The 25,217-nt window shown below is 54.6% G+C and carries 24 protein-coding genes; 16 read left to right on the top strand and 8 right to left on the bottom strand.

Annotated elements, in window-relative coordinates; genetic code table 11:
- Positions 1-54 precede the first annotated feature (54 nt).
- From hinT to EKN38_RS14525, 8 genes are all read left to right on the top strand, one after another.
- On the top strand, positions 55-414 hold the full coding sequence (gene hinT, locus EKN38_RS14560; RefSeq protein ID WP_006809243.1) for a purine nucleoside phosphoramidase: 360 nt from the start codon (positions 55-57) through the stop codon (positions 412-414).
- A 1-nt stretch (position 415) separates the two neighbouring features.
- Entirely contained in the window at positions 416-790 is a 375-nt protein-coding gene (locus EKN38_RS14555; protein WP_014831456.1) for a YcfL family protein, read from the top strand.
- A 10-nt stretch (positions 791-800) separates the two neighbouring features.
- The gene (lpoB, locus tag EKN38_RS14550) at positions 801-1,448 is read left to right on the top strand and encodes a penicillin-binding protein activator LpoB (RefSeq protein ID WP_014831457.1); all 648 of its coding nucleotides are present in this window, start codon (positions 801-803) and stop codon (positions 1,446-1,448) included.
- Positions 1,429-2,253, top strand: coding sequence for a thiamine kinase (thiK, locus tag EKN38_RS14545; RefSeq protein ID WP_014831458.1), 825 nt, complete (start codon positions 1,429-1,431; stop codon positions 2,251-2,253). Before lpoB ends, thiK begins: the two co-directional genes overlap by 20 nt.
- Before the next feature lie 11 nt (positions 2,254-2,264).
- The gene (gene nagZ / locus EKN38_RS14540) at positions 2,265-3,290 is read left to right on the top strand and encodes a beta-N-acetylhexosaminidase (protein ID WP_014831459.1); all 1,026 of its coding nucleotides are present in this window, start codon (positions 2,265-2,267) and stop codon (positions 3,288-3,290) included.
- A 34-nt stretch (positions 3,291-3,324) separates the two neighbouring features.
- Entirely contained in the window at positions 3,325-3,867 is a 543-nt protein-coding gene (ycfP, locus tag EKN38_RS14535; RefSeq protein WP_013097106.1) for an alpha/beta hydrolase YcfP, read from the top strand.
- A gap of 238 nt (positions 3,868-4,105) precedes the next feature.
- Entirely contained in the window at positions 4,106-5,410 is a 1,305-nt protein-coding gene (locus EKN38_RS14530; protein WP_014831460.1) for an NAD(P)/FAD-dependent oxidoreductase, read from the top strand.
- Positions 5,411-5,603: 193 nt separating this feature from the next.
- On the top strand, positions 5,604-6,143 hold the full coding sequence (locus EKN38_RS14525; RefSeq protein WP_014831461.1) for a glycine zipper 2TM domain-containing protein: 540 nt from the start codon (positions 5,604-5,606) through the stop codon (positions 6,141-6,143).
- Positions 6,144-6,198: 55 nt separating this feature from the next.
- On the opposite strand, the gene EKN38_RS14520 is transcribed toward EKN38_RS14525, so the two are convergent.
- The gene (locus tag EKN38_RS14520) at positions 6,199-6,840 is read right to left on the bottom strand and encodes a TetR/AcrR family transcriptional regulator (protein WP_014831462.1); all 642 of its coding nucleotides are present in this window, start codon (positions 6,838-6,840) and stop codon (positions 6,199-6,201) included.
- Between the two features lie 245 nt (positions 6,841-7,085).
- Here EKN38_RS14520 and bhsA point away from each other — a divergent pair, with 245 nt between their 5' ends.
- Complete coding sequence (gene bhsA, locus EKN38_RS14515; RefSeq protein ID WP_013097102.1) at positions 7,086-7,343, top strand: multiple stress resistance protein BhsA; 258 nt, start codon at positions 7,086-7,088, stop codon at positions 7,341-7,343.
- A 73-nt stretch (positions 7,344-7,416) separates the two neighbouring features.
- On the opposite strand, the gene EKN38_RS14510 is transcribed toward bhsA, so the two are convergent.
- The 3 genes from EKN38_RS14510 to EKN38_RS14500 all read right to left on the bottom strand — a co-directional run bounded on the left by EKN38_RS14510 (position 7,417) and on the right by EKN38_RS14500 (position 13,201).
- Complete coding sequence (locus EKN38_RS14510) at positions 7,417-8,382, bottom strand: L,D-transpeptidase family protein (protein WP_014831463.1); 966 nt, start codon at positions 8,380-8,382, stop codon at positions 7,417-7,419.
- A 150-nt stretch (positions 8,383-8,532) separates the two neighbouring features.
- Complete coding sequence (gene mfd / locus EKN38_RS14505; protein WP_014831464.1) at positions 8,533-11,979, bottom strand: transcription-repair coupling factor; 3,447 nt, start codon at positions 11,977-11,979, stop codon at positions 8,533-8,535.
- 148 nt (positions 11,980-12,127) lie between these two features.
- Positions 12,128-13,201 (bottom strand): acyltransferase family protein, encoded by a 1,074-nt coding sequence (locus EKN38_RS14500; protein WP_126522275.1) that lies wholly within the window; start codon positions 13,199-13,201, stop codon positions 12,128-12,130.
- Between the two features lie 256 nt (positions 13,202-13,457).
- Between EKN38_RS14500 and lolC the strand changes: the two genes are divergently transcribed.
- The 6 genes from lolC (at position 13,458) to EKN38_RS14470 (ending at position 19,852) form a co-directional block, all read left to right on the top strand.
- Positions 13,458-14,657: a lipoprotein-releasing ABC transporter permease subunit LolC gene (lolC, locus tag EKN38_RS14495; RefSeq protein ID WP_013097098.1), complete on the top strand. Its 1,200-nt coding sequence runs from the start codon at positions 13,458-13,460 to the stop codon at positions 14,655-14,657.
- Positions 14,650-15,351: a lipoprotein-releasing ABC transporter ATP-binding protein LolD gene (gene lolD, locus EKN38_RS14490; protein ID WP_013097097.1), complete on the top strand. Its 702-nt coding sequence runs from the start codon at positions 14,650-14,652 to the stop codon at positions 15,349-15,351. Before lolC ends, lolD begins: the two co-directional genes overlap by 8 nt.
- A complete protein-coding gene (lolE, locus tag EKN38_RS14485; RefSeq protein ID WP_126522273.1) occupies positions 15,351-16,595 on the top strand; it encodes a lipoprotein-releasing ABC transporter permease subunit LolE in 1,245 nt (414 codons plus the stop codon). The genes lolD and lolE overlap by 1 nt, the downstream gene beginning before the upstream one ends.
- A gap of 53 nt (positions 16,596-16,648) precedes the next feature.
- Positions 16,649-17,560, top strand: coding sequence for an N-acetylglucosamine kinase (gene nagK, locus EKN38_RS14480; protein WP_014831467.1), 912 nt, complete (start codon positions 16,649-16,651; stop codon positions 17,558-17,560).
- Between the two features lie 14 nt (positions 17,561-17,574).
- A complete protein-coding gene (cobB, locus tag EKN38_RS14475) occupies positions 17,575-18,396 on the top strand; it encodes a Sir2 family NAD+-dependent deacetylase (protein ID WP_046888570.1) in 822 nt (273 codons plus the stop codon).
- 226 nt (positions 18,397-18,622) lie between these two features.
- Complete coding sequence (locus EKN38_RS14470) at positions 18,623-19,852, top strand: EAL and HDOD domain-containing protein (protein WP_014831468.1); 1,230 nt, start codon at positions 18,623-18,625, stop codon at positions 19,850-19,852.
- Positions 19,853-19,895: 43 nt separating this feature from the next.
- Here EKN38_RS14470 and potD read toward each other — a convergent pair whose 3' ends face one another.
- From potD to potA, 4 genes are read right to left on the bottom strand one after another with little or no spacing between them, the layout of a single operon-like run.
- Positions 19,896-20,930 (bottom strand): spermidine/putrescine ABC transporter substrate-binding protein PotD, encoded by a 1,035-nt coding sequence (gene potD / locus EKN38_RS14465; protein WP_014831469.1) that lies wholly within the window; start codon positions 20,928-20,930, stop codon positions 19,896-19,898.
- On the bottom strand, positions 20,927-21,718 hold the full coding sequence (gene potC, locus EKN38_RS14460; RefSeq protein WP_013097091.1) for a spermidine/putrescine ABC transporter permease PotC: 792 nt from the start codon (positions 21,716-21,718) through the stop codon (positions 20,927-20,929). Before potC ends, potD begins: the two co-directional genes overlap by 4 nt.
- Positions 21,715-22,572 carry a spermidine/putrescine ABC transporter permease PotB gene (potB, locus tag EKN38_RS14455; RefSeq protein WP_013097090.1) on the bottom strand — a complete coding sequence of 286 codons (858 nt, stop codon included), beginning with the start codon at positions 22,570-22,572 and terminating at the stop codon, positions 21,715-21,717. The genes potC and potB overlap by 4 nt, the downstream gene beginning before the upstream one ends.
- The gene (gene potA / locus EKN38_RS14450; protein WP_014831470.1) at positions 22,556-23,674 is read right to left on the bottom strand and encodes a spermidine/putrescine ABC transporter ATP-binding protein PotA; all 1,119 of its coding nucleotides are present in this window, start codon (positions 23,672-23,674) and stop codon (positions 22,556-22,558) included. The genes potB and potA overlap by 17 nt, the downstream gene beginning before the upstream one ends.
- Before the next feature lie 267 nt (positions 23,675-23,941).
- Here potA and pepT point away from each other — a divergent pair, with 267 nt between their 5' ends.
- The gene (gene pepT, locus EKN38_RS14445; protein ID WP_014831471.1) at positions 23,942-25,165 is read left to right on the top strand and encodes a peptidase T; all 1,224 of its coding nucleotides are present in this window, start codon (positions 23,942-23,944) and stop codon (positions 25,163-25,165) included.
- The last annotated feature ends 52 nt before the right edge of the window (positions 25,166-25,217 follow it).

The raw sequence follows: 25,217 nt of genomic DNA, 5'->3' as shown, positions 1-25,217 counted from the left end.
GAGTATGTTAATAGCGGACGCACCACGCCAGATTAAACAACAAAGGAACAGGTCATGGCTGAAGAAACCATTTTCAGTAAAATTATCCGCCGCGAAATCCCTTCGGATATCGTCTATCAGGATGAGCTGGTGACGGCTTTCAGGGATATTTCCCCTCAGGCTCCGACACATATCCTTATCATTCCAAATATTCTGATTCCTACCGTCAATGACGTAAAAACCGAGCACGAAGTGGCGTTAGGCCGTATGCTGACGGTGGCCGCGAAAATCGCCGAGCAGGAAGGGATTGCTGAGGACGGTTACCGTCTTATCATGAACTGTAATCGCCACGGTGGGCAGGAAGTTTATCATATTCATATGCATCTGCTGGGTGGACGTCCTCTGGGGCCGATGCTGGCACATAAAGGTCTTTAACATGTTGAAAGGGCGTATTGCAGCGCTGGTAATGACAATGGTGATGGTGGGGTGCAGCGCGCGTCCGGCCATTCCCGTCAGCGAGGAACAAACGCTGGTGATGGAGTCCTCGGTACTGGCAGCGGGCATCACGGCAGAACAACCCACGTTGACCATCAGTGAAATCAAATCTTCTGCTTCCTCTGCGCTCTTTAACGAAAGACACGAACCGGTGACGGTTCACTACCGTTTTTTCTGGTATGACGTACGAGGTCTTGAAATGCACCCGCTGGAAGCGCCGCGCAGCGTGACCATTCCGGCCAGATCGTCGGTAACGCTCTATGGGAGCGCCAACTATCTGGGTGCGCATAAGGTGAGACTTTATCTTTATCTGTAAGAGGTGAACCTTGATTAAAAATATGAGCCGTTATGCGCTCGTGACAGCTTTTGCACTGTTCCTCGCAGGCTGTGTGACGCGAACCGAACAGCCAGCACCTGTGGAAGAGGCGAAACCGGGTACGGAGCAGCCGACACAGCCAACGCAACCACAGCCAACCGTGCCGTCTGTACCGACGCTTCCGTCGCAACCGGGTCCGATTGAACATCAGGATCAGACCTCACAGCCTGCACCGCGCGTGCGTCATTATGACTGGAACGGTGCGATGCAGCCGATGGTCGGTAAAATGCTGCAGGCTCAGGGCGTGACCGCGGGTAGCGTACTGCTGGTGGATAGCGTGAACAACCGGACTAACGGTTCATTAAACGCCGGAGAAGCGACTGAAACCCTGCGCAATGCCCTGGCCAACAACGGCAAATTTACGCTGGTTTCGGCGCAGCAGCTGGCGGTAGCCAAACAGCAGCTTGGCCTGTCACCGCAGGACAGCCTTGGTACGCGCAGTAAGGCGATGGGGATTGCCCGTAACGTTGGTGCGCAGTATGTGCTGTACTCTAATGCCACCGGTAACGTGAATACGCCAGCCCTGCAGATGCAGCTGATGCTGGTTCAGACAGGCGAGATTATCTGGTCAGGTAAAGGTGCGGTTACGCAACTCTGATTGCACGCGTGAAGCGATCCTCACGCGATATTTTCCGCAGTATCGTCTTATCGCGCCGCAGGCCCACTCCGGGCTTGGCGGCGCGAGTTGCATTCTGGAGCAGGGCGAGCAGCGTCTGGTGTTGCGTCATCATCACGATCCCTTAGCCCCTGTTTCCCATTTTCGCCGTCAGTTTCGTGCCCTGAAGCGTCTACCGGCGGATCTCGTGCCCGCGCCGCGCTTTTTCAGGCAGGGCTGGATGGCGGTAGAGTATCTGGCGGGGGAGATCCGCCATACGCTGCCCGAAAGCGCAACGCTTGCTGCGATGCTCTGTCGTCTGCACCATCAGCCGTGTCTGGGGTGGCGCATTATACTGCTCCCATTGCTGGAACAGTACTGGCAGCGAGCCTCACCGGACAGACGCACCCCATACTGGCTTGCGCAGCTTAAACGGTTACGTACTGCGGGAGAGCCTCAGCCGCTTCGGCTCTCGCCATTACATATGGATGTCCATGCCGGCAATATCGTGCATACATCGGCCGGCATCAGGCTTATCGACTGGGAGTACGCCGGAGATGGGGATGTGGCACTGGAGCTGGCGTCAGTCTGGGTGGAAGATGATGCTGCGCGCCAAAGGCTTATCAGCGATTACGCCCGGATAGCGCACCTGGACGCGGGAACACTGGCGCGTCAGGTCAGACGCTGGCGGCCCTGGGTTGACATGCTGATGGCGGGCTGGTTTGAAATGCGTTTTCAGCAGTCCGGAGACAAACAATTTATTGCGCTGGCAAATGATGCCTGGCGTCAGTTACACATTAAAGGATAAGAGAGGTTGCTGTGGGTCCAGTCATGTTGGATGTAGAAGGGTTTGAACTGGATGCGGAGGAGCGTGAAATTCTGGCGCACCCGCTGGTGGGGGGCCTGATCCTCTTTACCCGCAACTATCACGATCCGGCGCAGCTGCGAGAGCTGGTACGCCAGATCCGCGCGGCGTCGCGTAATCATCTGGTCGTGGCCGTCGATCAGGAAGGCGGGCGCGTGCAGCGTTTCCGTGAAGGCTTCACACGCCTGCCGGCGGCGCAGTCTTTCGCGGCATTGCTCGGTACAGAAGAGGGCGGAAAACTCGCGCAGGAGGCGGGCTGGCTGATGGCCAGCGAGATGATTGCCATGGACATCGACATCAGTTTTGCTCCGGTGCTGGATGTGGGACATATCAGCGCGGCAATTGGCGAGCGCTCGTACCATAGCGATCCCCGTATTGCACTGGAGATGGCAACCCGCTTTATCGACGGCATGCACGATGCGGGAATGAAAACCACCGGTAAACACTTCCCGGGGCATGGTGCTGTAACGGCGGATTCGCACAAAGAGACCCCACGTGATCCACGTCCGGAGGCGGAAATCCGCGCCAAAGATATGTCGGTGTTCCGCTCGCTGATTAGCGATAACAAGCTGGATGCCATTATGCCTGCACATGTGATTTACAGTGACGTCGATCCGCGCCCGGCGAGCGGCTCTCCACACTGGCTGAAAACCGTCCTGCGGCAGGAGCTCGGTTTCAACGGCGTGATCTTCTCTGACGATTTGTCGATGGAAGGGGCGGCGATCATGGGGAGCTACGCAGAGCGTGGGCAGGCGTCGCTCGACGCAGGTTGCGATATGATCCTCGTCTGCAATAATCGTAAAGGCGCAGTCAGCGTGCTGGATAACCTGTCGCCGATCAATGCAGAGCGTGTTACACATTTGTATCATAAAGGTTCATTTAGCCGTCAGGAGCTGATGGATTCGGCACGCTGGAAAGCGGTTAACGCCCGGCTTGAAGCACTGAATGAGCGCTGGCAGGCACACAAAGCCAGCCTGTAAATCCTCCCGGAAGGCGTAGCGTGGTGAGAAGACAATGATCATCTATTTACACGGTTTTGACTCAAACAGTCCTGGTAATCATGAGAAGGTACTGCAACTGCAGTTTATCGATCCGGATGTACGGCTGATCAGCTACAGCACGCGCCATCCGAAACATGACATGCAGCATCTGCTCAAAGAAGTGGACAAGATGCTGCAGCTCAACATCGACGATCGCCCGCTGATTTGCGGCGTGGGGTTGGGGGGCTACTGGGCCGAGCGGATTGGGTTCCTGTGCGATATTCGCCAGGTGGTATTCAATCCTAACCTGTTCCCGAACGAGAACATGGAAGGCAAGATTGACCGCCCTGAAGAGTATGTTGATATTGCCACCAAGTGCGTCAGCAATTTCCGTGAAAAGAACCGCGATCGCTGTCTGGTGATCCTTTCGCGTAATGATGAGGCGCTCAACAGCCACCGTGCGGCTGAGTTGTTGCATCATTACTATGAAATTGTCTGGGACGAAGAACAGACCCACAAGTTTAAAAACATCTCCCCGCATCTGCAGCGTATCAAAGCCTTTAAAACACTGGGCTAAGACACAGCAAAAGACCTCCCTGGCCCGGCCGCGAAAGCGTGGCGGGCTTTCTTTTTTTGCAGAATTGTCTACTTTTAAGCCACCAAAACTTGATGCACATCAATTTTGGTATGACCAATGCGCCTGACGTGGTATTCTCAATGCACCTGAATGGTTTCAGTGCTGTAACCTGTTGTTAATTAAGGGTTATTTTTATAACTTTTAATTAACAATTGGTTAATAATTTGAGGGGGTCACGTTGACTACGCCATTGAAAAAGATAGTGATTGTAGGCGGTGGTGCTGGCGGGCTGGAGCTGGCGACACAGTTGGGTAAGAAGCTGGGTCGCGGCAAAAAAGCCAAAATTACGCTGGTGGATCGTAACCACAGCCACCTGTGGAAGCCGTTGCTGCACGAAGTGGCGACCGGTTCCCTGGATGAGGGGGTGGACGCGCTGAGCTACCTCGCGCATGCGCGTAATCACCATTTCCAGTTCCAGCTGGGTTCCGTGGTGGATATCAACCGTGAGAGCAAAACCATTACTCTGGCAGAGCTGCGTGACGACAAAGGTGAGTTGCTGGTCCCGGAGCGTAAGCTTGCCTATGACACGCTGGTCATGGCGCTGGGCAGTACTTCCAATGATTTCAACACCCCGGGTGTAAAAGAGCACTGCATTTTCCTGGACAACCCGCATCAGGCGCGTCGTTTCCATCAGGAGATGCTCAACCTGTTCCTGAAGTACACCAGTAACATGGGTGCGAATGGCAAGGTGAATATCGCCATTGTTGGCGGTGGCGCGACGGGTGTTGAGTTGTCCGCTGAACTGCACAATGCGGTAAAACAGCTGCACAGCTACGGCTACAAAGGGTTAACCAATGAAGCGCTGAACGTGACGCTGGTTGAAGCGGGTGAGCGCATTCTGCCTGCGCTGCCTCCACGTATTTCCGGTGCGGCACATAACGAACTGACCAAACTGGGCGTGCGTGTTCTCACCCAGACGATGGTGACCAGCGCAGATGAAGGTGGCCTGCACACCAAAGATGGCGAGTACATCAAAGCGGATCTGATGGTCTGGGCGGCGGGTATCAAAGCGCCTGATTTCATGAAAGACATTGGTGGGCTGGAAACTAACCGTATTAACCAGCTGGTGACCGAGCCGACACTGCAAACCACGCGCGATCCGGATATTTTCGCGATTGGTGACTGTGCGTCATGCGCGCGTCCTGAAGGCGGTTTCGTACCTCCTCGCGCTCAGGCAGCGCATCAGATGGCAAGCCTGGTGTTACACAATATTCTGGCACAGCGTAAAGGCAAGCCAATGAAGGCCTATGTCTACAAAGACCACGGCTCTCTGGTTTCACTGTCCAACTTCTCTACCGTAGGCAGCCTGATGGGGAACCTGATGCGCGGCTCAATGATGGTAGAAGGGCGCATTGCACGCTTTGTCTATATCTCCCTGTACCGTATGCACCAGATTGCGCTGCACGGCTACTTCAAAACCGGGCTGATGATGCTGGTGGGCCGAATCAACCGTGTGATCCGTCCGCGTCTGAAGCTGCACTGATTTTTCTCTCCCTCCGGGCCCTCCGGAGGGATTTTTTAGCATATCATGCTGCTCATCACAGATTGAGTGCTTAAGAGTTCTCCTAAACATCCAGTGTCTCTCCTGTTCGCCACTTTTTTGAGCCTTTGTCTTATTGGCGAAGCGTGGTCTGCATTGCAAAATTGTTACCAATAGCAACAAAGGAGGAAGTCCCGTGAATAAATCAATGTTGGCGGGTATAGGGATTGGCGTCGCTGCTGCGTTAGGTGTGGCTGCCGTTGCCAGTCTCAACGTACTGAATCGTGGCCCACAGTATGCGCAGGTGGTTTCTGCAACCCCCATTAAAGAAACGGTTAAAACGCCTCGTCAGGAATGCCGTAACGTCTCTGTCACTCACCGTCGTCCGGTTCAGGATGAAAACCGCATTGCCGGTTCTGTCCTGGGTGCGGTAGCAGGCGGGGTGATAGGTCACCAGTTTGGTGGCGGGCGTGGTAAAGATGTGGCGACCGTGGTCGGTGCACTGGGTGGCGGCTACGCTGGTAACCAGGTGCAGGGCGCCATGCAGGATAATGATACGTACACCACCACTCAGCAGCGCTGTAAAACCGTCTATGATAAGTCGGAAAAAATGCTGGGTTATGACGTGACGTACAAAATTGGTGACCAGCAGGGCAAAATCCGTATGGATAAAGACCCTGGCACCCAAATTCCGCTGGATGGAAATGGCCAGCTGGTACTGAATAACAAAGCGTAAAAAAAGATGTTCTCTGAACTTAGCTCCTCAAGCGCTCAGGCTGAGGAGCTTTTTTTTAGCCCTGGATTTTAAGCAGTTCAGGCCACAGTCGAAGGGTGGTCTCAGTGATATGTTGCAGTTTTTCCAGCGTTGCCCCTTCACGGGCGCTTATCGACATCCCCTGCAAAATACAGCTCAGATATTGCGCTAATTCCTGAGGGCGGCAATGCGCCGGAATTTCACCACGTTGCTGGCGCTGGGCCAGGAAGGTGCTGAGCGTCTCCTCCTGCATGGCATGACGTGATTTCACCGTGTTGGCGATCTCTTTCGAGGAGGCCGCAAGCGTCGCGGAGGTGTTAATCATAAAACAGCCCGCGGGTGTCTCTTTACTGGTAAAGCAGGTGGCGATAGCGGAAAAATAGTCACGCAATGCCTGCTCGACCGTTTTCTCTTCACAAAACAGCTGGGCTTCATATCGCGATGCAAAGCGCGAGATGTATCTGTCCAGCACTGCCCTGAACAGCCCCTCTTTATTCGTGAATTCCGCATACAGCGTCGGCGCTTTGGCTCCGGTGGCTTCTACCAGATCGGAAAGCGAGGTCGCTTCATACCCATGTTGCCAGAAGAGAGTCATGGCCTTATCAAGCGCTGCATCCCTGTCGAACACTTTCGGTCGGCCACGGCTTTTCTTCGCACAACTCGTGACATCGGTTGTCATTTGCCGTTGGTCCTCTGTTGGTTTGTTGAATAACCATTATAAAAATAAACGCATTTCACCACCAGTGCTGTTTTCTGAAAAATAAATTAATCATATGGATATGAAAAATAACGGAAATAAAATTAATTTAATGGTCGTTATAAAAATATGTTGACGTGTGAGCTGGATCACATCTATCATTTACCTATCGATCGTTAACTAAATAGATAACGACCTCCAAATTCATCTGCCTAAAGGTAAAAATCATGAAAAACGTAAAAACCCTGATCGCCGCTGCTGTACTTAGCTCACTCTCTTTCGCAAGCTTTGCTGCTGTGGAAGTCCAGTCAACGCCTGCTGACCAGCACAAAGTAGGCACCATCTCCGCCAGCGCCGGGACTAACCTGGGTTCACTGGAAGATCAACTGGCGCAAAAAGCGGATGAGATGGGTGCGAAATCTTTCCGCATTACCTCTGTAACCGGTCCTAACACCCTTCACGGTACCGCTGTTATTTACAAATAAGCCTGGCTAAACCCTCATTTATGCCACTGCTATAAAAAAGCCCTGCAACTGCAGGGCTTTTTTACATTCGGTTTTACATCACCTGTTGGGCGACATCGTGGTGTCGTGAGACATCTGTCGGCATTCCCGAACGTGCCTCCATGGCGCGCTCCATCACAATGCCATCCGTCCTTGCATCGGTTTTAAAACTCACCATCGCCGCATTCAGGTTGATCGGCAGCGTCTGCGGATTGTCATCAATGTTTTTCGATAACGGCTGGTGAATTTCAACCAGTCGCACGCCGCCTGGCTCCTCAGACACCTTGACTGGTGTATTAATGATGTTCACTTTGGTGCCCGGTGTAACCAGCTTGTACAGCGTTTTGATATCGTCATCACGCAGACGAATACAACCGGAGCTGACCCGCATGCCGATACCAAAATCCGCATTCGTTCCATGTAACAGGTAAACGCCGCCATAGGCCGCGAGGCGGATGGCGTGGTGGCCCATTGGGTTATCCGGTCCGGCCGGTACGACGGCGGGCAGATCGATCCCCTGAGCCTTATAGCGGGCACGAATATTGGCCGTTGGCGTCCAGGTCGGGTTTGCGCGCTTATCCGATACGGTGGTGACCATCGTTGGGGTCAACGTGTCGCCGCCTAACTGACCAATGCCAATAGGGTAGACGGTCACTTCATTTTTGCCCGGCGGGTAATAGTAAAGACGCAGTTCGGCAAGATTTATTACGATCCCCTCGCGCGGCGCATCCGGCAGAATGGTCTGCAGCGGGATAGTCAACACGCTGCCAGCGCGCGGAACATAAGGGTCAACGCCGGGGTTGGCCTGCAGTAAGGCCAGAAAGCCGACGTTATATTTTTTGGCAATCGCTTCAAGCGATCCACCATTGTTTTCAACCACATGAAAACGGTTTTCCCCGACAACCTTGCTGCCTGGCGGCGGGAGTGGCCAGGTGTTTGCGCGAGCGGGAAGTGCGACCGCGACCGTTGCGGCCAGCGCAAACACGGTTATCCAGCGAGTAAAACGCGAATAAGTCATCATCACTATAATCCATACAAATGATAAGGTTATTGTTTTATAACGGGTTAATAATAATTATGGCGAAGGGGTCTGTCGGGAAGATCGGGTGAAGTGAAAAGAGTTTGTAAATTGTTGCCCCCGGTAGCATGGCGCAACCGGAGGCAGAGCAGATTATGGGATCGCGTTCTCTTCCAGCTGACGCATAAAGTTACGTACCCAGTCCATACGGGTTTTACGCTCCGTCAGCTCCTGCGTAAATTTCAGACGCGTTGGCCCATCCAGGCGGAAATGCTGCGGCTGCTTTTGCAGTAAACCGATGAGCCACGTAGGGTTAACGTGGTTTTTCTCGGCAAACTCAATCACGCCGCCTTTCTCGTTGCCTTCAAGCTTACGGATGCCCAGCTTCTGCGCCTGCTGACGCAGTCGCGCGATATCCAGCAAGTTTCTTGCGGCATCTGGCAGCAGACCAAAGCGGTCGATAAGCTCAACTTTGATCTCTTCCAGTTCGTTTTCATTTTTCGCACTGGCAATACGCTTGTAGAACGACAGGCGGGTATTCACATCCGGAATGAAATCATCCGGCAGCAGGGACGGCATGCGTAACTCAACCTCGGTTTGCTGGCTGGTGAGATCTTCCAGTGACGGTTCACGCCCGGCCTTCAGGGCATCAACCGCGTTCTCGAGCAGCTCCATGTAGAGCGAGAAACCGATGGTTTCCATCGAGCCACTCTGATCTTCACCCAGCAGTTCACCCGCACCGCGGATCTCCAGGTCGTGGGTGGCGAGGGCAAAGCCTGCCCCCAGATCTTCCAGCGAGGCGATCGCTTCCAGGCGTTTTTGCGCATCGGTGGTCATCGCTTTCGGATGCGGCGTCAGCAGCCAGGCATAGGCCTGATGGTGCGAACGCCCGACGCGGCCACGCAGCTGATGAAGCTGTGCCAGACCGAAATGATCCGCGCGTTCAATAATGATGGTGTTGGCCGTCGGGATATCAATCCCGGTCTCAATGATGGTCGTACACACCAGAACATTAAAACGCTGGTGGTGGAAGTCGTTCATCACCCGTTCCAGCTCGCGCTCGCGCATTTGCCCGTGACCGATGGCGATACGCGCCTCCGGCACCAGCTCTGCCAGCCTGTCTGCCGCTTTCTGGATATTTTCCACATCGTTATAGAGGTAATAGACCTGACCGCCGCGCAGCACCTCACGCAGAATGGCCTCACGTACCACCAGATTATCGTATTCGCGGACAAAGGTTTTCACGGCCAGACGACGCGCCGGCGGCGTGGCGATAATCGAGAGATCGCGCATGCCGCTCATCGCCATGTTCAGGGTTCGCGGAATTGGCGTCGCGGTCAGGGTCAGGATATCAACGTCGGCACGCATCGCTTTGATGCGCTCTTTATGCCGCACGCCAAAACGGTGCTCTTCATCGACAATCAGCAGTCCCAGATCTTTCCATTTCACGTCACTCTGCAGCAGTTTGTGGGTGCCGATCAGGATATCGATCTTACCCTCGCTGGCCTGCTCAAGGATCTGCGTTTGCTCTTTGGTACTGCGAAAACGAGACAGCATCTCGATGCGTACCGGCCAGTTGGCAAAGCGGTCGCGGAAGTTATCGAAGTGCTGCTGCGCGAGCAGGGTAGTGGGTACCAGCACCGCCACCTGCTTGTTATTCTCGACGGCGAGGAAAGCGGCACGCATGGCCACTTCGGTTTTCCCGAAGCCGACATCGCCACAGACCAGTCTGTCCATCGCCAGCGGCTGACACATGTCGCTTAACACGGCATTGATGGCCTGGGCCTGATCCGGCGTGGTTTCAAACGGGAAGCTGTCACAGAACAGCTGGTACTGCTCTTTATCATGCTTAAAGGCAAAGCCCTCTTTGGCCGCACGCTGGGCATAGATATCCAGCAGCTCGGCTGCGACATCACGCACTTTTTCCGCCGCTTTCTGCCGGGCGCGTGCCCAGGCGTCACCGCCCAGTTTATGCAATGGTGCATTCTCTTCTGCACCTCCGGCGTAGCGGCTGATCAGATGCAGGGATGAGACCGGCACGTAGAGTTTGGCGTCGTTGGCGTAGGTCAGCATCAGGTATTCACCTTTAATGCCACCGGCTTCCAGCGTCGTCATCCCCTGATAACGGCCCACGCCATGTTCAAGGTGCACAATCGGTTGGCCCGGATGGAGTTCCGCCAGGTTGCGGATCAGTGTATCCGGGTTAATGGTGCGACGGCTGTCCTGACGGCGACGCGCAACACGTTCACCCAGCAGGTCACTTTCACAGATTAATGCCACGTTGTTGAGGGTATCGATAAACCCGTGCTCGGCGGCACCGATCATCAGGTAACGCCCCGTCCCCGTAGCTTCGCTCAGGCGCAAAATGCGTTTCGGGGCAACTTTAATCCGCCCCAGCAATTCACCCAGCGCTTCACGGCGGCCTTCACTCTCAACGGAGAAGACCACCGGGCCGGTAAAGGCGTCGAGGAACTTGCGGAGACTCTCCAGCGGGGATTTCTGCTGTGCCTGAACGGCTAAATCTGGCAGCTTCTGGAATGCAAGATTGGTATTGGCAGCTTTATCGGCAAGCGTATCGGTTTTCAGCTGTACGCGCGGCCAGCGCTTGAGTTCGGCGTTAAGCTCGTCGGTGCGCAGCCACAGCGTCTCCGGTGGCAGCAGCGGACGCATCGGGTCCACGCCCCGGTTTTCAAAGCGCGCGCGGGTTTCGCTCTCAAAGCGGCTGGCGCTGGCGTCGATATCACCGGTGTTGACAATCAGCGTATTTGCCGGGAAGTAGCTAAACAGGGCGGGCAGTGGCTCGTTAAAGAACAGCGGCTGCCAGTATTCGATCCCGGCAGGAAGCGTACCTTTGCTGACCTGCTGATAGATATGCTCAGCGTCGCGCTTGACGTCGAACTTGTCGCGCCACTGGCTACGGAACAGCTCGATAGCGGTTTTGTCCGTCGGGAATTCATGGGCGGGTAATAAATTGATGGCTTCCACTTCTTCCAGCGTGCGCTGCGTGTCGGCGTCGAATACGCGCAGGCTGTCGATCTCATCGTCGAAGAAGTCCAGTCGATACGGTTGGTCGCTGCCCATCGGGTACAGATCGAGCAACGCACCTCGCGTGGCGTATTCCCCGTGCTCCATAACCTGATCGACATGACGGTATCCGGCGCTGTCCAGCTGCGCGCGCAAATCGTCACGCGACAGACGCTGACCTTTTTTCATGACCAGCGCATGGCCGTGCAAATAGCTGTGAGGACAGACGCGCTGCATCAGGGTGTTGACCGGAACGATCAGCACGCCACGCTGCATGGTCGGTAACTGATAGAGGGTCGACAGGCGCGAGGAGATGATCTCCTGATGCGGGGAGAAACTGTCATACGGCAGTGTTTCCCAGTCGGCCAGACTGAAGACCAGGTTATCGGTGAACTGGCGAATTTCATCATGCAGTCGCAGCGCATTTTGCATATCCGGGGCGACCAGCACCACCGGACCAGGATGTCGCTCAGCGATTTCTGCCACCAGCGTGGCGCAAGCCGCGCCAGTGAGTTCGCCCAGCTGGCGCTGGTCGCCCGCTTTGACAGGCAGGGAATAACGATAGTGTTCAGGCATGGCTATGTCAGAGTCTCTTGTGGATATACCCACAGTATTGGGGCATATCACTGATACGCAATGTCTTTATTATCCTCGATCGTTTTGCATAAGCAAATCTGAACTGCAACGCGGGAAGATTCGCCCCCGGACGGGGGCGAGGGCGGTATTATCGGGTTGCCGGAGACAGTGTGCTCGCGGAAGGGGGAGAGAAGAACAGATCGCCAAACAGTGCCGTCGATATTTTGCGTACGCCAAGCCCGGCGAGGGTGCAGATCAGCAGGCTGGCAAACGGGTAGACCAGGATCAAGGCAAGCTCGGCCCATACCGGCCAGTAGGCAGCATTCATCTCACCGATCAGGAACAGGCTGAAGGCCTCTATCAGGATGCGGTGCGTGGTGTAGATAGCGATGGTGTTTGAGCCGATGACGTTAAGCAGGTTGCTGGGGTGAACGGCATAACGCAGCTCGAGGCTGTAGAAAAGCTTCATGATCAGCACGATCGACAGCAGGGAAAGCAGCAGCGGAACGTTAGCAAACCACAGTACCACGGAGACGGCAACAAAAGCGCCCAACGCCAGCCAGGTTCGGCGCAGGTTCAGCCCCTTCATCCATGCCATCAGCTCTGCGCCATACCACGCGCCAAGACTGTAGTAGATCATGTTGCGCACCACGCTGTTCATTCCCCACCACGGCAGCGGCAGGAAATTAATCGCGATGCTGGCCAGTGCCAGCAGTCCCAGCACGGGCAGTTTCCAGCGGCTCAGCAGTTTACATAGCGTGAAATAGACCACCAGAGCGTACAGATACCACAGGCTGGTGCTGGCCGTGAGCATCCCCAGCGCAAACCCGGAAAGTGAATCGGCATACGCGGCGTTCGAGGATGTGGCCAGCTCACGCTCGGGGGCCAGCCAGGCGTTCAGATGACTCAGCGCCTGCCATTGCAGTACTCCCCACAGCGCCAGTACCCAGACAATGCTCCAGATCCGTTTGTCAAAACTGGTGCGCCAGTTCACCTCGTCAATGTATCGACGGATCAGATAACCGGAAATGAAGAAAAATACCGGCATACGGAAGGGCGCGAGATAAAGATTGAAATAGACCCTGCATTTAGCGAGAAGACCGGACAGCGGATGTTGTAGCCCCGTCAGATGGGGATAAAATGTGATAACCGAATGATAGATCACCACCAGGCAGATACACAGCCCCTTTATCTGGTTAATCCATAATGCTTTTTGCTTCATTGTTCGCAACTACCTTATTGCCATAAACGAACGAGCAATTGTTGTTAAACGAAGCCGGGATGTAACGGGAAACAGTCTGTATCAGGTAGTTTTTCGGAAAAGGTGGAGGGTGAGGCGCGATAATTCGACGAGTAGCATTCTGATTTATCTGAATTTTTCAGAAAAATGATTACCAAAGCTTACGGTTTCAGTCATTTACGCTTAACGGATTCGCTTATATACTCGTGGGTCTGCTATCAGCAAACAGACGGACTTCATGTATCAACCTGTCGCACTCTTCATAGGCTTACGCTACATGCGTGGGCGCGCCGCGGACCGTTTCGGTCGTTTTGTCTCCTGGCTTTCGACTATTGGCATTACGCTTGGCGTGATGGCACTGGTGACGGTGCTTTCCGTCATGAACGGCTTTGAGCGCGAGCTGCAAAACAACATCCTGGGGCTGATGCCGCAGGCCATTCTCTCTTCAACCAACGGCTCCGTTAACCCGCAACAGCTGCCGGAAAGTGCGGCGAAGTTACAGGGTGTCACGCGCGTTGCACCGGTGACAACGGGCGATGTCGTTCTGCAAAGCGCCCGCAGCGTGGCGGTGGGCGTCATGCTGGGGATTGACCCGGCGCAAAAAGATCCGCTCACGCCGTATCTGGTCAACGTGAAGCAAAGCGATCTGGAAGCGGGCAAATACAACGTGATCCTCGGCGAGCAGCTTGCCGGGCAGCTTGGTGTGAACCGTGGCGACCAGCTGCGTGTGATGGTGCCGTCTGCCAGCCAGTTTACGCCGATGGGACGTCTACCCAGCCAGCGTCTGTTCACTGTGATTGGCACGTTTGCCGCCAACAGCGAAGTTGACGGCTACCAGATGCTCATGAATATCCAGGATGCTTCGCGACTGATGCGTTATCCGGTGGGCAATATTACCGGCTGGCGTCTGTGGCTCGACGCACCGCTGAAGGTCGATACCCTCAGCCAGCAAACCTTGCCGGAAGGCACAAAATGGCAGGACTGGCGCGAGCGTAAAGGCGAACTGTTCCAGGCCGTGCGTATGGAAAAAAATATGATGGGCCTGCTGCTAAGCCTGATCGTCGCGGTCGCGGCATTTAACATCATCACCTCGCTTGGTCTGATGGTAATGGAAAAGCAGGGCGAAGTTGCCATCCTGCAAACCCAGGGGCTGACGCCGCGCCAGATTATGGCCGTCTTTATGGTGCAGGGGGCCAGCGCCGGGATCATTGGCGCGTTACTCGGGGCCGTTCTCGGGGCGCTGCTGGCCAGTCAGTTGAATAACTTAATGCCGATCATCGGCGCGCTGCTTGATGGCGCGGCGCTGCCGGTTGCTATCGAACCGCTGCAGGTGGTCGGTATTGCGCTGGCCGCGATGGCCATTGCGCTGCTTTCTACGCTCTATCCTTCCTGGCGCGCTGCCGCCACTCAACCCGCTGAGGCTTTACGTTATGAATAAGATCCTGTTGCAATGCGACAACCTGTCCAAACGCTATCAGGAAGGCTCTGTACAGACCGATGTGCTGCACAATGTGAGCTTCAGCGTGGGCGAAGGCGAGATGATGGCGATTGTCGGCAGCTCCGGTTCCGGCAAAAGTACCTTATTACACCTGCTGGGCGGGCTGGATACGCCGACGAGTGGCGACGTGATTTTCTCTGGCCAGCCGATGAGCAAAATGTCTTCTGCGGCAAAAGCGGAGCTGCGTAACCGTGAGCTGGGCTTTATCTACCAGTTCCACCATCTGCTGCCGGATTTCACGGCGCTGGAAAACGTGGCGATGCCTTTGCTGATTGGTAAAAAGAAACCGGCAGAAATTAATGCCCGCGCCAGCGACATGCTGAAAGCCGTAGGCCTGGGGCATCGCGGTGACCACCGTCCGTCTGAGCTGTCCGGTGGCGAGCGTCAGCGTGTGGCAATTGCCCGTGCGCTGGTGAACAACCCGCGTCTGGTGCTGGCGGATGAACCAACCGGCAACCTGGATGCGCGCAATGCTGACAGTATTTTCCAGCTTCTGGGTGAGCTGAATGCCTCACAGGGGACGGCGTTTCTGGTGGTGACCCACGATTTGCAACTGGCAAAACGGATGGGACGCCAGCTTGAGATGCGTGACGGTCATTTGAACGCTGAACTGACTCTGATGGGAGCGGAGTAATGGCCTCACCGTTATCGTTACTCATCGGGCTACGTTTCAGTCGCGGCCGCCGTCGCGGCGGGATGGTCTCCCTTATCTCGGTGATCTCCACCATCGGTATTGCGCTCGGCGTGGCGGTGTTGATCGTAGGGTTAAGCGCCATGAACGGTTTTGAGCGTGAGTTGAATAACCGTATTCTGGCCGTTGTGCCGCACGGCGAAATCGAACCGGTTAATCAGCCGTGGAACAACTGGCGTGATGCCCTCAGCAAAGTGGAAAACGTGCCGGGTATTGCCGCCGCTGCACCTTACATTAACTTCACAGGGCTGGTGGAAAGCGGTGTTAACCTGCGCGCCATCCAGGTGAAAGGGGTGAATCCTGTCCAGGAAGAACGCCTGAGCGCGCTGCCGAAATATGTGCAGAACGGCGCGTGGGCGAACTTTAAGGCCGGTGAGCAACAGATCATCATGGGCAAAGGTGTGGCCGACGCGCTGAAAGTGAAGCAGGGCGACTGGGTGTCGATCATGATCCCGAACGCCAGCGCTGACCATAAATTACAGCAGCCTAAGCGCGTGCGTCTGCACGTTACCGGGATCCTGCAACTGAGCGGACAGCTTGACCACAGCTTCGCAATGGTGCCGCTGGAAGACGCGCGCCAGTATCTGGACATGGGCGACAGCGTGACGGGCATCGCCATTAAGGTCAACGACGTCTTCAACGCCAATAAACTGGTGCGTGATGCGGGCAGCGTGACCAATAACTATGTCTACATCAAAAGCTGGATCGGCACTTACGGGTATATGTATCGTGATATCCAGATGATCCGCGCCATCATGTATCTGGCAATGGTGCTGGTGATTGGCGTGGCGTGCTTTAATATCGTCTCGACGCTGGTAATGGCGGTCAAAGACAAGAGTGGCGACATCGCGGTTCTGCGTACCCTTGGGGCAAAGGACGGTCTTATTCGCGCCATCTTCGTCTGGTATGGTCTGCTGGCGGGGCTGTTCGGTAGCCTGTGCGGGGTGGTGATTGGCGTCGTGGTGTCGTTACAGCTCACGCCAATCATCAACGGGATTGAGACGCTGATCGGCCACCAGTTCCTGTCGGGTGATATCTATTTTATTGACTTCCTGCCGTCTGAATTGCACTGGCTGGACGTTATTTATGTGCTGGTTACAGCACTTTTACTGAGTCTGCTGGCAAGCTGGTATCCGGCGCGTCGCGCAAGCCGAATTGATCCGGCGAGGGTATTAAGTGGCCAGTAATTACGTCATGATCTAGCGGCTTACGGGCCGCCAGGTTAAAAGAGGAATGCGTTATGTATTACGGATTTGATATTGGCGGCACCAAAATTGCGCTCGGCGCGTTTGATAACGATCTCAAACTGCAGTGGGAAACCCGCGTTCCCACGCCGCGCGAAAGCTACGATGCATTTTTAACCGCCATTGCCGCGCTGGTGGCGCAGGCCGATGAACGCTTTGGTGTGAAAGGCAGCGTCGGCATTGGTATTCCAGGTATGCCTGAAACCGACGATGGCACGCTGTATGCCGCTAATGTTCCTGCTGCCAGCGGCAAACCGCTGCGCGCCGATCTCTCTGCTCTCCTTGAACGCGACGTGCGTTTAGACAACGATGCCAACTGCTTTGCGCTCTCTGAAGCCTGGGATGATGAATTCCGTCAATATCCTCTGGTGATGGGACTGATCCTCGGCACCGGCGTCGGCGGGGGAATTGTCATCAACGGCAAGCCCATCACCGGCCGCAGCTATATCACCGGAGAGTTTGGTCATATCCGTTTGCCGGTGGATGCGCTTGAGGTCGTGGGACGTGATTTCCCGCTTACCCGCTGTGGCTGTGGTCAGCATGGCTGTATTGAGAACTACCTGTCAGGTCGCGGGTTTGCATGGCTTTACGAACACTTCTATCATCAGAAACTTGAGGCCCCTCAGATCATTACCCGGTGGGAGCAAGGCGATGCGCAGGCGCGAGAGCACGTTGAACGTTATCTCGATCTGCTGGCGGTGTGTCTGGGGAATATCCTGACCATCGTTGATCCGGATCTGCTGGTGATTGGGGGCGGGTTATCAAACTTTACCGCGATAACGGAACAGCTGTCGGGGCGTCTGCCCCGACATCTGTTGCCAGTCGCCCGCGTGCCGCGTATCGAACGCGCACGGCACGGGGACGCAGGAGGCATGCGCGGAGCCGCATTCCTTCATCTCACCGACTAGTTTACGAGGTTACTATGCTGTCGCGTCGCCAGGGTCGACTCAGCCGTTTTCGCAAAAATAAACGCCGCTTACGTGAGCGCTTGCGCCAGCGGATCTTTTTCAGAGACAGAATGATGCCAGAAGCGATGGATAAACCCAGAGTGGTGGTGCTGACCGGGGCGGGGATCTCTGCCGAGTCCGGTATTCGAACCTTCCGCGCCGCGGACGGGTTGTGGGAAGAGCACCGTGTGGAGGATGTGGCGACACCAGAAGGCTTCGCCCGTGACCCGGATCTTGTGCAGGCATTTTACAATGCCCGCCGTCGTCAGCTTCAGCAGCCAGAAATAGCGCCTAATCCGGCGCACCTGGCGCTGGCGAAGCTGGAGGAGGCGCTGGGGGATCGTTTTCTGCTGGTTACGCAGAATATCGATAACCTGCACGAGCGAGCCGGCAACAAAAACATCATCCACATGCACGGCGAGCTACTGAAGGTGCGCTGTGCATGGAGCGGCCAGGTGCTGGACTGGAAAGAGGACGTCCTGCCTGAGGATAAATGTCACTGCTGCCAGTTCCCTGCGCGTCTGCGTCCGCATGTGGTCTGGTTTGGCGAAATGCCGCTGGGGATGGATGAGATATACAGCGCGCTGGCGATGGCGGATGTGTTTATCGCCATCGGTACGTCAGGGCATGTCTATCCGGCGGCGGGGTTTGTTCACGAAGCGCGCCTGCACGGCGCACATACCGTAGAGCTGAACCTTGAGCCGAGCCAGGTGGGAAGTGAGTTTGAAGAGAAACATTACGGGTTGGCAAGCGAGGTCGTACCGGAGTTTGTTGATAAGCTGCTGAAAGGTCTGTAATAGCAATAATGTGATAAGGCACCTGTTAAACGGGTGCCTTTTTCGTTTATGCATGCGTCCGCTGAAATTACCATTAACGGTGATTACGGAACAAAATATAAGTCCTGTTAATTAGTGTGGATGCTATTATTTTGTGCATTCAATCAAAATAGTGCTTAATAATGCTCGTTATCGTAGTGTAGAAAGAGGATGCTAATAAATATAACGTCGATAAGGAGGATGGGATATGTACGGATTTATTGCGAGACAACCCATTTTTAACCCGGATATGAATACGGTGGCTTATGAACTGCTTTTCAGGGATGGGATGGCAAACCGTTTTCCGGATGTATCGGCAGAATTTGCAACATCCAGAATGATCTCCGACCATTTTTTATGTGTCCCGTCCCGGCGTATCGCCGGGGCACAGACGTCGTTTATCAACTTTCCGTCCAGAATGGTCATCGATCGCAGCGGTGAAGCGCTGGACAAGGAGAGCGTCGTTATCGAGATCCTTGAAGATGCGGTTCCCGGTGAGGCGTTATTGCAGGCCGTTAAAGAGATGAGTGCGCACGGGTATCGCTTTGCGCTTGATGATTTCACCCTCGCGCCGGAATGGGATCGCTTTTTGCCCTATATTTCTATTCTCAAATTTGATGTCAGGAATTATACCTTAGCGCAAATTCAGGATTATCTAAAAGCGCGTAAAGACCTGACCCGCCATATAAAGTATCTCGCTGAAAAAGTTGAGACTAAAGAGGAATTCAAACACTATCGCGAGGCAGGTTTTTCGCTTTTTCAGGGTTACTTTTTCTGCCGTCCTGAAGTGATTAAATATAAGCGCTTATCGCAAAATCAACTGGCGATTTTCCGCCTGCAGATGGAAGTGGGGCGGAATAAACCTGATTTTCGGATAATTGAGTCGTTAATAAAAACCGACCTCACGTTGTCCTATAAAATCATGCGTTATATGAAACATACGGCGTTTAAACACGTCGGTGTCTGCAATTTTAGCAAATTAACGCTCAGCGAAGTGCTCCGCTATCTCGGGGAAAATCAGCTGCGACGCTTTGTTGCGGTGGTGGTGCTGGCCACTGCCGGCAATGACACCGTCGACGAACTTTATCCTCTGAGCATGATGCGGGGTAAATTCTGTGAGCTGATTGCAGAGAAGATGCATGAGCCGGGGCTGGCGGAGAATGCGTTTATGTGTGGCCTGTTCTCTCTGCTCGATACCCTGCTTGAATTGCCAATGGCGGAGTTGATGAAGCAAATTGCGGTGCCGCAGGCTGTCAGCCATGCCCTGTGTCATCAGGAAGGCATGTTAGCCGACATGGTGGCGCTGTGTCGCTACTATGAACAGCAGGAGTGGGGTGAGGCGGCCAGGATGGCTAAGGGGCTGGGACTGTCGGATGACGAGGTCGTCGATGCCATGAGAACGGCGACGATCTGGGCGGGGGAAAATGCGGCGGGTTAACGCTCCTCACGACGTGGCGACGTGAGGAGCCAGGCTGCGGCGCTTATCGGCCGGCTTTTAATTTCTGGTAATACTCTTCATAAAGGCGGCTCGCATCGCCGACGTCGTTTTGCCATTCACCTTTACTGATGGTGTCGGCATCCGGATAGAGCGACTTATCGTTGGCCACGTCAGGCTTTAACAGCTTACGGGCGGCCAGGTTTGGCGTCGGGTAGCCGATGGTCTCTGCAACCTGCTTCGCCACGTCCGGGCGTAACAGGAAGTTAATGAGCTTCAGGGCACCGTCAACGTTTTTCGCATTCGCAGGAATAGCCAGGCTGTCCATCCAGAAGATGCCGCCTTCTTTTGGCCAGACAACCTCCAGCGGCGTACCGGCCTGACGGGCAACCCAGGCAGAGCCGTTCCACACCATGCCCAGATTCACTTCACCTTCCATATACGGGTTCGCCGGGTTATCGGAGTTGAACGCCGCCACGTTAGGCATCAGTTTTTTCAGCTCATTATAGGCCGCCTCAATCTCTTTCGGGTCCGTTGTGTTGCCCGAGTAACCCAGCTTGCGCAGCGCCACCTGGAACACTTCACGGGCATCGTCGGTTAACAGCAGGCTGCCTTTGTATTCAGGCTTCCACAGATCGGCCCACTGGGTCACGGTTTTAGGATCGATTGCTTCGCTGTTAACGCCGATGGCGGTCGCACCCCAGATGTACGGAATGGAGTAGTCGTTGTTCGGATCGAACGGTTTGTTGAGCATCTGCGGATCGAGGTTGTTGAAGTTGGTCAGCTTCGACTTGTCGATCTTCTGGATCATGCCCTCTTTACGCATCTTGTCGACGAAGTAGGTCGAGGGCACCACCAGATCGTACGCGCCGTCCTTGTACGTTTTAAGCTTGGCGTACATGGTTTCATTGGACTCGTAGGTGGAGTAGATGACCTTAATGCCCGTCTCTTTGGTGAACTGCTCCAGCAGACCCGGCGGCACATACTCAGTCCAGTTATAGAAGTAGAGTGTTTTGCTGTCATCAGCGTGCGCGACGCCCATTCCGAGCACCAGTGCCGCAGCGGCAAGCATTTTTTTCATTTCATTGTCCCCTGAGATTTTGTTTTATCACGAGCAATAATCTGGCTGGCAATCACCAGTACCAGTGAGAACACCAACAGTATGGTCGCCAGCGCGTTCACCTCAGGCGAGACGCCGACTTTCACCATCGAATAGATTTTCAACGGCAGAATTTCATAGCTCGGCCCGGTCACGAAAGAGGAGACCACAACGTCATCCATCGACAGGGTGAAGCTGAGCAGCCACCCGGCCGCGACGGCGGGCATGGCCAGCGGCAGGATAATTTTGCGCAAAATGGTCATCTCGCTGGCGCCGAGATCTTTTGCGGCCTCCAGCATACGCACATCAAAGCCTTTCAGGCGTGCATAGACCGTCACCACCACAAACGGCAGGCAGAAGGTGATATGGGAAAACAGCAGCGACCAGAAGCCGAGCTGGACACCCAGCAGCATAAACAGCACCAGCAGAGAAATCGCCATGACGATATCCGGTGACATCATCACCACAAACAGCATGCCGCTGACGAACGGTTTGCCGCGAAAGCGATAGCGGTACAGCGCCACGGCGGTGAGCGAACCAATCAGCGTGGCGAAGGTTGCGGAAAAAATCGCCATGGTTAATGAGTGCTGCGCGGCCTGCAGCAGGCTGTCGTTGTTCATCAGCAGGCTGTACCAATTGGTGGTAAAGCCCTGCCAGTTGATCCCGAAGCGTGAGCTGTTAAACGAGTTCACGATCAAAATGATAATCGGGATATACAGGTAAGCATAAATGGCGGTCATAAAACCGCCGCGAAGCAGTCGACCGATCATTCGAGTTCCACCTTCTTATTCAGCAATCGCGAAGCGCGCCAGTAAACCAGCAGCATCAGACCCATCACCACCGTCAGCGTAATGCTGGTGGCGGAGCCGAATGGCCAGTCGCGAATGTTCAGGAACTGGCTCTTAATCACATTGCCGATCAGCAGGTTTTTCGCGCCGCCCATCAGGTCAGAAACATAGAACAAGCCCATGGCCGGGAGCATCACCAGCAGACAGCCCGCGATAATGCCGGGCATCGTCAGCGGAATGATAATGCGGATAAAGGTCTGCAGCTTATTCGCCCCCAGATCTTTCGCCGCTTCCAGCAGCGGTTTGTCCAGCTTCTCAATGCTGGAGTAGAGCGGCATCACCATAAACGGCAGCAGGATATAAACCAGACCGATAATGACTGCGCCAGGCGTAAACATGATGCGGATTGGCGTATCAATCACCCCCAGCCACAGCAGAAACTCGTTAAGATAGCCTTTGGTGCTGAGGAAGATTTTCAGCCCGTAGATGCGGATTAATGAGTTGGTCCAGAAGGGCACAATCAGTAAAAAGAGCAGCAGCGGGCGGATTTTTTGCGGCAGACGCGCCAGGAACCACGCGAAGGGATACCCCAGCACCAGGCAGGCAACGGTGGCGATCAACGCCATATTCAGCGAGTGCAGCAGCACATCAAAATAGAGCGGATCGAGCAGGCGCGAGTAGTTATCCAGCGTAAAGACCAGCGCCACGAAGTGGGCATCGTCGCGGGTCAGGAAGCTGGTGGCAATGATCATCAGGTTGGGTAGAAAGACAAACAACACAAGCCAACCGACGATCGTGGCAATCACCACATTCTGGAATTTACTTGTGTTCTTCATCAGCCAGCACAACCTCCCAGCTTTCTACCCAGTTAATCACCATTTTTTGATCGAGCGAATGATCGAAGTCCGGGTCGTCCTCGTTAAAGAACTCGCTGACCATCACCATCTTACCGTTTTCCAGTTCGACAACGGATTCCAGTGTCATCCCCTTGTAATTTCGCTCGCGGATATAGCCGATCAATCCTTCGGCTTGCGCATTGCCGTGGATCTCCTCGACGCGCAGATCTTCCGGGCGTAACAGCACGTTGAGCTTTTGTCCCTTCTCAACGGCAAAGTTAACGGTGATATTGCACTCGCGGCCTTCGACATTCGCCCGAACGCGCTGCTCATCCAGACGCTCGATAACCGTGGCGTTGAAGATATTGATCTCGCCAATGAAGCTGGCCACAAACAGGTTTTTCGGCTCTTCGTAGATTTCACGCGGCGCGCCGTCCTGCTCGATTTTGCCATCGCGCATCACCACGATACGGTCGGACATGGTGAGAGCCTCTTCCTGGTCGTGAGTGACAAAGACGAAGGTAATGCCCAGCTTACGCTGCAGGGCCTTAAGCTCGTTCTGCATCTGCTTGCGCAGTTTGTAGTCCAGCGCGGAGAGGGACTCATCCAGCAGAAGCAGACGCGGTTTGTTGACCACCGCACGGGCGATGGCCACACGTTGCTGTTGGCCACCAGACAGCTGATGCGGTTTGCGCTGAGCAAACTCCTCCAACTGAACCATTCGCAGCGCTTCTGTTACGCGCGGCGGGATCTCGCTGGTCGGTGTTTTTTGCATCCGCAGGCCAAACGCGACGTTTTCAAACACGGTCATGTGCGGGAATAAAGCATAGCTCTGAAAGACGGTATTAACGTGACGATCTTCGGCGGGGACCTGAGTAATGTCCTGCTTTTCAAGGTGGATATGGCCGCTATCGACGCTTTCCAGCCCGGCGATAAGGCGCAGTACGGTTGTCTTGCCGCAGCCAGAAGGGCCAAGCAGCGTGAGGAACTCACCATCATTGATGGTCAGGTTGAGGTCGGAAATGACATCTTTTCCATCAAAACTTTTACGAATTCGTTCCAGTTGCACCAGCGGTGAACGTGAACGGGATTGAGTATTCAATTTTTGCGCTGTCCCATATAGACGCTCCGGGCAGCAGACCGAAGCGGGGTTTGTGTGTAACCACCTTGGTGACTCGTAATGAGGGCGGACATTCTACGGCAAACCACGGGAATCGCCAATCCTTGTCACTGATTCATAAGCTACATTTACTGACGTACAACGATATAAACGTAATATATTCTCGTTTGCGGGATAAAAGTGACCTGACGCAATATTTGCGTTTTGATGCTTATTGATAATGTTGTCACAAAAAGTGAGGGTGACTGCATGGATAAATTACTTGAGCGTTTTTTACAGTACGTTTCGCTGGATACCCAATCTAAACCGGGTGTCCGCCAGGTGCCAAGCACCGAAGGCCAGTGGAAGTTATTACATCTGCTCAAAGAGCAGCTTGAGGCCATGGGGCTGGTCAATGTCACCCTGAGCGAAAAAGGCACTGTGATGGGCACGCTGCCTGCCAACGTCTCCGGCGATATTCCGGCGATTGGCTTTATCTCCCATGTCGACACCTCTCCGGATTTTAGCGGTAAACATGTTAATCCGCAGATTGTGGAAAACTACCGTGGCGGTGACATTGCGCTGGGAATTGGTGACGAAGTGCTCTCGCCGGTGATGTTCCCGGTGCTGCACCAGCTGCTGGGGCAGACGCTGATCACCACGGATGGCAAAACGCTGCTGGGGGCGGATGACAAAGCGGGTATCGCGGAGATCATGACGGCACTGGCGGTGCTGAAAGGAAAAAATATTCCACACGGTGATATCCGTGTGGCCTTTACGCCGGATGAAGAGGTGGGCAAGGGGGCGAAACATTTTGATGTCGAGGCCTTTAACGCGCAGTGGGCCTATACCGTTGACGGCGGTGGCGTGGGCGAACTGGAATTTGAAAACTTCAATGCCGCGTCCGTGACCATCAAAATTGTGGGTAACAATGTCCATCCCGGCTCCGCCAAAGGTGTGATGGTGAATGCGCTGTCGCTGGCGTCCCGTATTCATGCGGAAGTCCCGGCGGATGAGAGCCCGGAGCAGACCGAAGGTTATGAAGGTTTTTATCACCTGACCAGCATCAAAGGCACGGTGGACAGCGCGCAGATGCACTACATCGTGCGTGACTTTGACCGTAAAGCGTTCGAAGCACGCAAGCGTAAGATGATGGAAATCGCGAAGAAGGTGGGTAAGGGGCTGCACCCGGACTGCTATATTGAGCTGATTATTGAAGACAGCTACTACAATATGCGCGAGAAGGTGATGGAACATCCGCATATCCTGGATATCGCCCAGCAGGCCATGCGTGACTGTGATATTGAACCGGTGCTGAAGCCGATTCGCGGCGGCACCGACGGTTCGCAACTGTCCTTCATGGGATTGCCGTGCCCGAATCTCTTTACCGGAGGATACAACTACCACGGTAAGCATGAGTTTGTGACGCTGGAAGGGATGGAAAAAGCGGTGAAGGTGATTGTGCGGATTGCGGAGTTAACCGCGAAGCGTTAAGACATCGCCCGGTGGCGCTTCGCTTACCGGGCCTACGGGAACAGGTAGGCTG

Origin of the sequence: Enterobacter sp. WCHEn045836, from assembly GCF_003965585.1 — a bacterium.
Lineage (GTDB): Bacteria > Pseudomonadota > Gammaproteobacteria > Enterobacterales > Enterobacteriaceae > Enterobacter > Enterobacter dissolvens.
The sequence above is the reverse complement of the archived record's forward strand: the minus strand, read 5'-3'. Positions and strand labels throughout refer to the sequence as shown.